Source organism: Streptosporangium sp. NPDC002544 (assembly GCF_040295965.1).
GTDB lineage: Bacteria > Actinomycetota > Actinomycetes > Streptosporangiales > Streptosporangiaceae > Streptosporangium.
The window spans coordinates 200,319-212,302 of the sequence record NZ_JBEOWJ010000005.1; the positions used below are offsets into that span (position 1 = coordinate 200,319).

Below are 11,984 nucleotides of genomic sequence, written 5' to 3' on the forward strand. Positions count from 1 at the left end.
GTTTGCCGGCCGCCGCCCCACTCCGCCGGCCAGGTCGGCCGCGGCGGCGGACAGCCGATAGGGCAGGGCGGGGCTGAACTTTAAGAGCCCGCCTCGGACGCCTTGATCGGCGAACGAGGCGGGCCCTCACATCAGATCAGCGGTCAGTTGTGCACCTGCACCGATCCCGCGGTGATCTCTTGGGGATCGGCCAGGTCCAGGTCGTACTCCAGCGAAGGCCGGTTGTCGTAAAGCTTGGCCCGTACCGGGTAGGCCCCGGTCTTCAGGTCCCACACCACGAGCCTGAGCCGTCCGGGATCGTAGCCGTACAGGACAAAGCCTCGCCCGTCCGCCGTTTCGCCCTTCACGGCGAGCCGGTCGTCGGGGGTCACGACCAGCCATTCGAGACGGTCCGATCTGATCTCGAAGTCCGTTCCCTGCACGCGGACGGTGACCTTGCCGTTGCCCGGCTCGGGCCCCTGGTCGGCGGGCAGGTACTTCGGGTTGAACTGGAAGTGTGCCTTGCCCTCGACGGGTGCGGGCGAGACGAGGTGGCCGCCGCCGGTGGCGAATCCGGCGTCGGGGTCGTAGGCCACGACCATGGTCTGCCGGTTCCTGGTGCCCAGGTCGTCGTCGGTGACGGTGACGGTGATCGTGTACATGCCGGGGTGGGCGTAGCGGTGCGTGCGGTCGCAGCGCTTGCCCGTGGCGGCGAACTCCTCCCTGACCCCGTCGTCCCAGACGACCACGCAGGTGTGGGTGTCGTTCGTGCCGGGGTCGCTGACCGGCACGGTGACGGTGACGTCGGTGCCGGCGCGGTAGACCGACCACGGTTCGGGGCCGAAGCCGTTGAGGTCGGCGGTCGCCGAGCCGCGCAGCGAGCCGCCGGAGCCGGAGACCCTGGGGGCGACGTTGCGTACGGTCACGCTCGCGCGGTCACTGACCGGACCGTTGACACCGTCGCCGGCCGTCAGCGTCGCCACGAACTCACCGTCGTCGTTGCACGTGACGGTGGTGCGGGCGGCGTGCGGTTCGGCCACCACGCAGGCGGCGCCCGCGTCGGTGCCGGAGACGGGGCTCACGGTCCAGGTCAGAGCGGGGGTGGACTCGCGGTCGTGGGCGTAGCCGTTGAGCGTGATGCGGGCGCCCTCGTCACCGGTGACATCGGGCCCGGCGTTGGCCGTGGGCGGTTCGTCGACAGGGGCGGGCAGCGAGCCACCGCTGCCGCCGTCGGTGATGTTCACCCAGAACTCGTCCTGGACGGGCGCGTTGGGGTCGGTCGAGGTGTACAGGATGCGGTCGCCGGTGTAGTAGGCACGCAGCCTGCCGCCCGCGACGGAGTTCTGCCGCTGCGGTACGGGCCGGACCGAGAAGTCCCAGTCGGGGTGTGCGGCGCCCTCGATCGTGGAGGCGAAGGGGTACTCGTCGCACTGCTCGGCGGGCGGCTGGGGTGGCGTGGGCAACCACAGGTCGAAGTACCAGTCCCGCTCGGTGCCGGTGCGGTAGCAGGCGGCCTCCTTGTGCGCCTCGTTCGACCTGGCGACCGTGGTGTTCGCGGGGTCGTAGCGGTGCAGGCCCGGGTCGCTCTCGCTGCCCAGACGGCCGGGCATCTTCTTGTCGCGCGGGCTTGGCACGCCCGGCGGGACGAGTAGCGGGTAGGTGTCGTTGGGGAAGTCCTGGGCCGTCTTGATGTGGAAGGCGACCAATTCGAGATCCCTGTCGCCGGTGGAGTAGGTGATGTGCGGGAGCACCTCGCTGAAGACGCAGGCATTCGGGGCGTGCTGGAAGTAGGTGGCCGAGTCACAACGGATCATCCGGTCAGGAGTGTGGATGTCATCGATCATCTTGAACTCTCCCTCCTCGCCGGAGGTCAACCTGATGAACCACTTGTGGTACAGCACCTTGTCCTGGTAGCTGGACTGGTCCTCATGGGAGTAGATGTCCCACTTGGCCCAATCTCCGCGATCCCAGTCCCCCCAGGTGCGGTCGATGCCGGAGAACGCACCGTGGCAGTAGGTCGGCGACTCCTGGCAGTCGCCGACCGCGACGAAGGACTGGCCGGGCGCGGTGACCCAGTTGTCGATCAGGCCCCAGTCGTAGTCGACCGAGTCCTTCTCGATCCTGAAGTAGATCCGGGCCTTGCGTGTCTGGTTGCTGGACAGGCCGATGATGTTGTACTTGGCCTCGGTCGTTCCTTCGTGCTCCGGCGGCTTGTTGGGGTAGATCTTCCAGTAGTCGAAGATCATCGTGCCGCGCTGGCAGTACTGGAACCTGTTGTGGATACGGCCGACCGCGCTCTCCGCGCCCGGCAGCGACAGGCAGGTGTCGACGAAGCCGCTGTCGGGCTCGTCCGGCGGCTCGGCCAGGGCCGCGATCCTGCCCGCCTCCTCTTCGCCGTCACCGAACTCGGCGGAGTCGCGGTAGGACTTCTGACCGGTGGCGACCGCGACCTGCTTGGCCTCGCGCTGTGCCTGCTCTGGCGTGAGCGGCTCGGTCGCCTTCGCGACCTTGGTCCGTAACTGATCCGCGGTGAGCGTGGTCCCGTCGGCGTACCTGAAGCTGACGCGGACCTCGCGCTCGGTCTTTGGCTCCTCGGCCGCTGCGGGCGTGACCGAGGGGGTGACCTGAGGTGACTCTGCGATGGCCGGTGGTGTGAGTGCTGCCCCCAGCACGACCACCAGTGCTAAGACCAGGATTTTTCGCTTCGAGCGACGTTTTCCCATGTGCCGTCTCTCTTCAGTTAAAGAAGATCAGTAAACGAAACGGCATCAACGTAACATTGATGATTTTGGTCATCAATACATGATTTTTCAGTTTTTGACGGCGATTGTCAGTCCAGTAGGTAAAGGACTTCGGCCCACCGCTGGACAGCGGAATCTCCAAGCCGTCCGAAGAACATCACCCCTGAAAGTCCCGCGAGTCCGCCGCGGCGCGAAAGCTCTCCGCCAGGTGCCGCAGGCCCGGTTCGATCCGCTCCGCCGGGATCGCGCCGTACCCGAGCACCAGTCCCGACCGCGCGGGGGGCTCGCCGTAGTAGGGGGCGAGGTCCTGCAGCGCGATCCCCGCCTGGCTCGCGTACGCCGTGACGCGGTCCATGTCGACTCCGGCGTCCGAGGCCAGGTAGGCGCAGAGGTGCAGGCCGGCGGCCGAGGGGATCGGCTCCAGCCAGTCGCGGAAGTCCCGCCGGAGCGTGGCGAGAATCCGTTCGTGGCGGGCCGCGTACTCGCGTGTCGCCTTGCGGACATGCCGTCCGAACAGGCCCTCGCCGATGAACCCGGCCAGCGCCGCCTGGGTGGGAAGCTCGCCGTACCAGTCGGTGAGTTGCCTGGCCCTGCGGAGCGCGGGCTGGAGCGAGGCGGGGGCGACCAGGAAGCCCAGCCGCAGCATCGGCAGCATCGTCTTGGAGAAGGAGCCGACGTAGATGACGTGGCCGCTGCGGTCCAGGCTCTGCAGCGGTTCCAGCGGGCGGTCCTCGAAACGGAACTCGCTGTCGTAGTCGTCCTCGATCACCACGGCACCCCGCCGCTCGGCCCATTCGAGCAGTGCGGCACGGCGGCCGAGCGACATCGGCGTGCCCAGTGGGAACTGGTGCGAGGGCGTGACGTAGACGAGGCGGGCGGAGTCGGGGAGGGCGGACACATCCAGGCCCTCACCGTCGACCGGCACCCCGGTGACCCGCGCGCCCAGTGACCGGAACAGCATCCTGGCCGGCGGGTAGCCCGGTTCCTCGACCGCCACGCGGCAGCCGGGCTCGATCAGCACGCGGCCGATCAGGTCGAGCGCCTGCTGGGCTCCCTGGGTGACGAGCACGTCGGCGGCGCTCGCCCGTACCGAGCGGGAGATCCCGATGTGGCGGGCGACGGCCTCCCGCAGGCTCGCATGTCCTGAGGGGTCGCCGTAGCCGGCGGAGCGCACCAGCGCCGGGCGGAACTCGCGGGCGACGAGCCTGCGCCACGTTTCGAGCGGGAACAGCCGGGCGTCGGGGACGCCCACCCTGAAGTCGTAGACCGGCTCCGTGGCCGGTTCGCCCGGCGGGGTGGGCAGGGACCGCCAGAGGTGGCGAGGGCGCACGCCGCTGCCCGCCGGCGCGGCCCGGGAGCGGGTGCGGCCGAGGGGCTCGGCGCACACGAAGGTGCCCGCGCCGACCTGGCCGACGAGGACGCCCTCGGCGGTCAGCCGCTCGTAGGCGACGGCCACGGTGTTGCGTGACACGCCGAGCCGTCGCGCCAGCTCGCGGGTCGGCGGCAGGCGCTCCCCGGAGCGCAGGCGGCCGTCGAGGACGGCGTCCAGGAGCTGCCGGTAGATGCGGGCGGACAGATCGCCACGCCCGGCGAGGCTCACATGGAAATCCACCCGACCACCCTTGTATTGGCCCAATGACTTCGCCCTCTATTGGATCTTATATGGGACCAATCTGCTCAATAGAGTCACGCTGCCCCCAACGCGGAGGACCTCAGCGCGGCGACGACCAAGGAGTCCCATGTTCAGCCGGATCATGCCGCCTTCCGGGCCGCCCAGGATCCTCGCCCTCGCGCAGCTGGCCAACTCCATCGGAGACGGCGCCTACTACGTGTGCTCAGCGCTCTACTTCATCCGGATCGTGGGGCTGTCGCCGACCCAGGTCGGCTTCGCGCTGACGTTCGGCTGGGCCGCCGGGTTCGTGGCGGGAGTTCCGCTCGGACACCTCGCCGACCGCCGGGGACCGCGCGGCACGGCGGTCCTGCTGGCCGTCGCCACCGCCGTCGCGGTCGGCTCGTTCCTGTTCGTCCGGTCCTTCCCGCTGTTCGTGCTGACCGCCTGCCTGTACGCGATCGCCCAGTGCGGTCTCGCCGCCGCCAGGCAGGCGCTGCTCGCCGGGCTGGTGGACAGGGCACGGCGGACCGGGGTCCGTGCCCACCTGCAGGCGACGGTCAACGCGGGGCTGGCGGTCGGCGCCGCGCTCGGCGGGGTGGCGCTGCATCTCGACACCCCGGCGGCCTACCTGGCGGTCCTGACGATGGACGCATTGAGCTTCCTGCTCTCCGCGCTGATCCTGCTCCGCCTTCCCCCGGTGCCGTGCACGCCGGTCACCGGAGCGGGCCGGCCGGCGTTGGCGGTGCTCAGGGACAGGCCGTACGCGCTGATCTCCCTCCTCAACATGATCACGCTGCTGAACATGCCGCTGCTCAGCCTGGTCATCCCGCTGTGGATCGTCCAGCGGACCCAGGCTCCGAGCTGGATGGTCGCCGCACTGCTGGTCCTCAACACCCTGGGCGTCGTGCTGTTCCAGGTACGGGTGGCCCGGCGGGTCAGTGACCTGGAGACCGCCGCCCGGTCCGTACGGCTGGCGGGCATGGTGCTGCTCGCCTCGTGCGCGGTGTTCGCCCTGTCGTCGGCCGGGTCCTCGGCATGGCTCGCCGGAATCGTCCTGCTTGTGGCCGCCTGCCTGCAGGTGCTCGGCGAGATGATGCAGGCCGCCGGCTCCTGGGAGATCGGATTCGACCTCGCCCCGGCCGACAAGCAGGGCCAGTACCAGGGCTTTTTCGGATCCGGTGCGGCGGTCGCGAGGATGCTCGGCCCGCTGTTGCTCACCACGCTGATCGTCACCTGGGGGACTCCGGGCTGGCTGGTGCTGGGCGGCCTGTTCCTGCTCTCCGGCCTGGCCATGGGACCGGCTGTGCGCTGGGCGCTGCGGACCCGGCGGCCGGTCCCCGCCGAGCCGGGAGGCGCGCGGGCCGTCTAGCGGCTGCTCGGATGCTTTGAGGCCACGGCCGCCGGGACGACAGGGGCCTCGGCGGCCGTGATCTCAGGCGACGGTCGTCCCGATGGTGACCGGGTACGGGGGAGGGGCGACGGCCTCGGCTCGGCCGACGCATCCTGCCGCACGGCTCCCGTGATACCGCGTTCGGTGTATTTCAGGGAATAGAGCCGTAGTAACTGGCATTTTAAGTTGAATTGTCTACTCGCACATAAAATGCGAAGAAGTCCCGTCGAGGTGGATTTGTTTTTCCTTGAAATGCCATCTGTTTGCTGACCCGAAAATGGGGGATGTGTTTTCCTTTTTGGCGTGCGGGTATTTTCGATTTGGATCACTGGAAATGATAAAAAATCGGATTCTCACTGAAAAGGGAAATGCGTTGATTCCTCATGGGAGCGAGCCGGCCGGGGGTCCTGTCAGCCGCCGCCTCTTGAAGTGTGCCGTCGTCGTGACCACGGCGGGGACGGTGCTGTTGAGCCAGGCGCTGGTGAGTGCGATGGCCGGGCCCGTGCCGGGCACCTCTGCCGGAGCGGTTGTCAAGGGTGGCGGTCCCGTCGCATCCGTCGACCACCGCGGGGAGTGCCGTCACAGACCTTGCCGCCGTTGTGGCCGTCCGTGCCACCGTTGTCACAGATTCTGTGAGCGCGGACGGCGGGGACGTAAGGGGATACAGGGCGTTCCAGGACCTCGAGGTCCGGAGGGGCCGGCGGGTCCGGAGGGCGAGCGAGGCCCGATGGGTTTCCCCGGACTGCGGGGTGAACGGGGCCCGGAAGGTAGGAAGGGCCCACAGGGTGAGCAGGGTTCTGTGGGTCCGCGGGGTGAGAAGGGTGAGCAGGGTTCTGTGGGTCCGCAGGGTGAGAAGGGTGAGCAGGGTTCTGTGGGTCCGCAGGGTGAGAAGGGTGAACAGGGTCCTGCAGGTCCGCATGGGGTGCGGGGTCTGGTGGGTCTGCAGGGTCTGCAGGGTCTGACAGGTCTGCAAGGTCCGGCTGGTGCTCAGGGCGAGAAGGGTGATCCGGGTGCTCAGGGTCCGGCGGGTCCGGCGGGTCCTCAGGGTGAGGAGGGTGAGGAGGGCGACCCGGGCCCGCAGGGTCCCCCGGGGCCGGGAATCGATATCGATTCGGCTTTCAATGACAACACCGAATACCTCGGTTATGTCCCCGGCGACGGCCGGACCCTTCTTCGGGATCCGAGAACCACTCCGAACTGGCACGACCTCTCGTCGGTGGCCGGTTACCCCGGCAACGTGCTCGGTGTCACCCTGGCGGCGTTGGGAAGGCGCCTGTACGTCACCGTGCTGAGCGGCAACGGCAGGGTCGCGCAGACGGCGTGCGTGGTCAACCCGACCCCCGGCAGCGGGGAGAACCCGGCATGGCCCGGCAACTGCGGTGCCTTCGCTTATCTGACGCCGCCCACGGGGCGGACAGCCGGGACGCGGATCAACTGGACCGTTTACGAGGACGCGGACGCGGACGCGGACGAGGACGCGGACACGGACGAGGACGCGGACACGGACGGGAAGCGGCTGAGAACACGGAGGCAGCCGAACACAGCGGGGGCACGGGCCTCCTGAACCGTCCTGTGACGCCGCAGGCGGATGATCACGAACATCCCTTCGTGATCATCCGCCTTTTCGGTTACCGGGGAGGCCGACCGTCCGGCCCCTCCGCCGTCGTGGTGGTCCTCGAAGGCGGTGAAGGCCGCCTCCTGCCTCCCGTCGGCTCCAGCCTGGTCGCCCACCATGGTCGACGCGCTTTCCGGTGTCACCGGCGGTCGCGGCGGTGGCGTAGCAGGTGCCGGGCGATCAGTCCGGCGGCCAGGACGACCAGGGCGAGGAGCAGGTAGGTGGAGTAGCGGGCGATCTCGTCGTACACCTCGCCGATGTAGTTGCCCACGGTGTATCCCAGCACCGTCCACACCGTGACCCACAGCACCGCGCCGAGGGTGTTGAACGCCAGGAAGCGGAGCCAGGGCATGCCGATGGTGCCCGCGACGATGCCGTTGACCTCGCGCAGTCCCGCGATGAAGCGGGCGACGACGACGACCTTGCCGCCGTGCTGTTCGAAGAACCGCTCCGCCTTCTGGAAGCGTTCCGGGGGCAGCAGGACGTAGTGGCCCCAGCGGCGGATGAAGGCGCGACCGCCGGTGCGGCCGATCAGGTAGCCGAGGTTGTCCCCGGCCACCGCGGCCAGCACCGCGATCGGCACGATGGCGGCGAGGTGCAGTTGCCCGGCCCCGGCGTAGATCGCGGCGGTGAGCAGGATCGTCTCCCCGGGGACGGGAATGCCGAAATCCTCCATGAAGATCAGCGTGCCGACGGCCAGGTAGCCGTAGTGGTCCAGCAGCGGTGCCAGGTGGGCCAGCGGGCCGGGTAGCGGTGGAGCCATGATGTCACTCTATGAGGTTGTTTGATTACTCTGTGCCCCGATTCGGTGTGGGGGTGACCTGAGGTGCCGTCTTACTGGTGAACATTCTGATCTGTTTTAGGCATTTAATGGCTATATGCCCGATAGATGGCTATTTGGGGGGAATGTGGCCAGTGAGCAGGCGGCATGAACCGTCGGGGCGTATAGCCGGCGGCTCATGCATCCGAATCAGGAGGTCCCATGAAGAAGGAACTTCTCGTCTCCGGGCTGAGCGTGCTGATGTTGAGCGCGCTCCCTGTCGCCGCGGGGGCGGCCACCCACTCCGCGCCCACCCCGACGCCGTCGGCGTCCTCCCCGGGCCATACGTCGTCACCTTCGGCCGGCGTGAGCGGCAAGCCGGTCGGCCCCGGCTGCTCGGCCCTGCCGCCCACGGGCAGGGGCAGCCTCGGCAACGCGGCCAGGGAGCGGGTCACCACCGCGGTGGCCGAGAACCCGGAGCTGTCCACCCTGAGCACCGCCATCAAGGACGCGGGTCTGACCAACAAGCTCTACACGGCCAAGGGCATCACGGTCTTCGCCCCCAGCAACGCGGCCTTCGACCAGCTGCCGCCCGGCACGCTCAAGAAGCTGATGGCCAACAAGCCGCAACTGGCCAAGCTGCTGACCTACCACGTGGTCGAGGGCAAGAAGAGCCCGTCCGAGCTGGTCGGCGCGCCGCTGAAGACCATGCAGGGCGGCCAGATCACCGTCAAGGGCTCGGGCCAGAACTTCATCGTCTCCGGCAGGGCCAAGGTGCTCTGTGGCGACATCGCCACCAAGAACGCCACCGTCTACATCATCGACAAGGTGCTGCTGCCCCGCTCGAAGTGAACCCGTGGGCGCTCGCGGTGACCATGAATCCTCGCCGGCTCTCCGAGGCGGCATGCCGGTGAACGTGGCTCACCGCGTCGGCGCGGACACTCCGTGAGCCCGGGGCCGAGTCTGGAAACCGTCCGGAGGGTCCCGTGCGGGCGGGGTGCCGCCGGTTGGAGCGCACGCCGACGCCCTGGGCGCGGAGACCCGCGTCCTGTGGCGGGCCGCGCTGCGGCCGGCCACTCGGCGAGAAGGCAGCAGCGGGGGCAGGATTACCCTCAAACCATCTTAAAAGCGACAAATTAGATTATATCCGGCAAAATTTGAGGTTGAGAGCTACGGCGGCTACATCTCAAAACATGTACCTTATGTATAAATTTCACATAAATTTTACCCTAAAGTTGTTGGATGCGTAGAATGCATTGATTTGAGGCCTTGACGAAGATCCGTCCTCTGGTGAAGATTCTTGCCAATTGCGTACTTTCTACCGGGCTGACCCAATACCCGGAGGCGTGCGCCAACTGGAGGCATCTCTCATGAGGAGTTCTCTCAATGGCAGGAGGCTCGGCCGTATCGCGGTCGTGCTCGCTCTTCCCGTTGCCTTGAGCTTCAGCTCGTTCCCCGTTCTCGCCGAGCCGTCCCCGCCGGCCAGCGAGGTTGTCCCCGACCGTCAGTCCAGCACCGAACAGAACGGCGTGGCGCTGCTGCGCGTCATCGTCCCCGACGAGGCCGGCATCGACCGGCTCAACTCCATGGGCGTCGACCTCGCGGAGTACAAGAAGCCCGTCGACGGCGGGTTCGAGATGCACGCGATTCTGAGCCCAGAGGAGGCTCAGAACCTCCGCGATCTCGGATTCAACATAGTCGGCAAGATCTCCGACCAGACGGAGGTCGCCGATAACCTGATCCAGCGGCGGGGCGCCGTCGCGGCCGAGATCCAGGCGGCGGCGGAGGTCGACACGCTGACCCCGCTCCGCGCCGAGTGGTTCACCAGCCTCGACGACCAGAACTTCCTGTCGATCGAGGTGAAGTCGAGCGCCATCGACGCGGCGACGGTGCTCACCGTCACCTGGGACAGCGGCAAGGGGACGGCCCCCGACTCGGGCGGCACCGCGACGATGTCGCGCTTCACCGACGCCGGCCAGTACATGTACCACCGGTTCAGCGCGCCGCTGGCCCTCACCGCGGTTCCCACCCAGGCCACGATCACCAGCAACCGCGGCGGTACGGCCACGGTTCCGGTGACCAAGTGGCTGGGTGAGAAGCGCAAGGCCCCGAAGAAGCACTACGTCGCGGACTTCGTCGACCGTTACATGGACCCGACCGAGGTGACCAACCGGATCTCCGGCCTGGCCCAGGAGTTCCCGAAGATCTCGCAGATCATCGACCTGCCCAACAAGACGAACGGCTACCGCCGGCAGGCGCAGGCCCAGTTCGGCACCGTCGCGGCGAGCACGCTCTACGTGACCTCCAAGGCGTACGGGCACGAGGGCGGCAACGACCTCAGCGTCGCGCTGGTGAAGCCGGACGCCGCCTCGGCCGCGCTGAGCGTCTCGGTGAGCGGCAAGGACGTCGTGGTCAACCTCGGCACCGACGCGTCCGGTGCCATCAACAGCACCGCCGCCCAGGTGGTCACGGCGCTCAACGGCAACGCCGCGGCGTCGGCGCTGCTGACCGCCGCCACCTACCGGGGCAACGCCGGTGCCGGTCTCGTCGCCGCGGCCGTGGCGACGAAGCTGACCGACAACCTCAAGGCGCCGGCCACCGTCTCGCGCGACCCGTTCCAGATGAAGGCGCTGCGCATCGGCAAGCAGCGGGACGGTTCGAAGGTCGGTGTGTTCCTCTACTGCCAGGAGCACGCCCGCGAATGGGTGACCCCGCTGACCTGTGTGGAGACCGCCGAGCGGCTGCTGCGCAACTACGCCCGTGACGGGGAGACCAAGAAGCTGGTCGACAACCTCGACATCTTCATCATGCCCACGGTCAACCCCGACGGCGGGCACTACAGCGTGTACGACTACAACATGCAGCGCAAGACCATGACCAACCACTGCCCGGTCAACGCGGCCGACCCCGCGAACCGCAACGCCTGGGGTGTGGACCTGAACCGCAACTTCTCGGTCGGTTCGTTGTTCGACGGCTACAGCGGTGCCTCGGCGACCTGCACCAGCGGCACCTACGCGGGCCCGGCCGAGCTGTCGGAGCCGGAGGCGCGCAACGAGGTCTGGATCACCGAGCAGTACCCGAACATCAAGTTCGCGATGAACACGCACTCCTACGGCGGCTACTTCATGTGGGCTCCGGGCGCGTACAAGACCGCCGGGCGCGAGACGCTGCCGCGGCCCGACTTCGGTACGGAGAACTTCTTCTGGAGTGCCTCCAACCACATCCTCTCCAGCGTCCAGTCCTGGCGCGGCAACGGTATCTGGCCGGGCCGCACCGGTCCGATCCCGGACGTGCTGTACTCCGCGGCCGGTAACAGCGCCGACGAGCACTGGTACAACCGGGGCATCATCGGCTGGAGCTTCGAGGTCGGCGCGGACGTCTACAACCCGCAGACCAAGCGTTTCGAGGCGGTCGGCTTCCAGCCGCCGTTCGCCGAGGGCCACGAGGAGGCGATGGAGTTCTCGTCCGGCCAGATCGGCATCCTGGAGGTGGCCCGTGAGTACGCCGATGACAAGAAGAAACCCGCCTCCACGGTGAAGGTGACCGACCGGACCGACACGTCGACCACGTTCACCTTCGAGGTCGACGAGCCCGCCAACGTCTACTACACCCTGGACGGCAGCCGGCCGACGCTGAACTCCACCAAGCTTCTCGCCGCGGGAATGCGCGAGGGCTCCCAGCAGATCACGCTCGACAAGACCTCCAACGTCCACTGGTTCGCCGTGGACATCGCGGGCAACGTCGAGAGCAACTACAAGCCCGAGGGCAATGGCAACAACTACCGCAAGGAGAAGGTGGAGGTCCGCGACGCTCGCTGACCCCGCCTGACGTTCGCACGGCCGCCGGTCCACCGACCGGCGGCCGTCCCGATGAGGGGCGACGCCGAC

At 67.9% G+C, this 11,984-nt stretch carries 7 protein-coding genes; 4 read left to right on the top strand and 3 right to left on the bottom strand.

The annotated features are described in order from the left end of the window. Positions 1 to 143: 143 nt before the first annotated feature. Together ABT061_RS09620 and pdxR are read right to left on the bottom strand one after the other, a co-directional pair. The gene (locus tag ABT061_RS09620) at positions 144 to 2,702 is read right to left on the bottom strand and encodes a PKD domain-containing protein (protein ID WP_350914575.1); all 2,559 of its coding nucleotides are present in this window, start codon (positions 2,700 to 2,702) and stop codon (positions 144 to 146) included. Between the two features lie 175 nt (positions 2,703 to 2,877). Beyond that, positions 2,878 to 4,332 (bottom strand): MocR-like pyridoxine biosynthesis transcription factor PdxR, encoded by a 1,455-nt coding sequence (gene pdxR / locus ABT061_RS09625; RefSeq protein WP_350914577.1) that lies wholly within the window; start codon positions 4,330 to 4,332, stop codon positions 2,878 to 2,880. Between the two features lie 127 nt (positions 4,333 to 4,459). Between pdxR and ABT061_RS09630 the strand changes: the two genes are divergently transcribed. Together ABT061_RS09630 and ABT061_RS09635 are read left to right on the top strand one after the other, a co-directional pair. Continuing rightward, positions 4,460 to 5,701 (top strand): MFS transporter, encoded by a 1,242-nt coding sequence (locus ABT061_RS09630; protein WP_350914578.1) that lies wholly within the window; start codon positions 4,460 to 4,462, stop codon positions 5,699 to 5,701. 1,237 nt (positions 5,702 to 6,938) lie between these two features. Continuing rightward, on the top strand, positions 6,939 to 7,286 hold the full coding sequence (locus ABT061_RS09635; protein WP_350914579.1) for a hypothetical protein: 348 nt from the start codon (positions 6,939 to 6,941) through the stop codon (positions 7,284 to 7,286). 190 nt (positions 7,287 to 7,476) lie between these two features. Here the strand turns inward: ABT061_RS09635 and ABT061_RS09640 are convergent, their stop codons facing one another. Continuing rightward, positions 7,477 to 8,100, bottom strand: coding sequence for a DedA family protein (locus ABT061_RS09640; RefSeq protein WP_350914580.1), 624 nt, complete (start codon positions 8,098 to 8,100; stop codon positions 7,477 to 7,479). 219 nt (positions 8,101 to 8,319) lie between these two features. Here ABT061_RS09640 and ABT061_RS09645 point away from each other — a divergent pair, with 219 nt between their 5' ends. Together ABT061_RS09645 and ABT061_RS09650 are read left to right on the top strand one after the other, a co-directional pair. After that, entirely contained in the window at positions 8,320 to 8,949 is a 630-nt protein-coding gene (locus ABT061_RS09645) for a fasciclin domain-containing protein (RefSeq protein WP_350914582.1), read from the top strand. A gap of 518 nt (positions 8,950 to 9,467) precedes the next feature. Beyond that, a complete protein-coding gene (locus tag ABT061_RS09650; RefSeq protein ID WP_350914584.1) occupies positions 9,468 to 11,915 on the top strand; it encodes a M14 family metallopeptidase in 2,448 nt (815 codons plus the stop codon). The last annotated feature ends 69 nt before the right edge of the window (positions 11,916 to 11,984 follow it).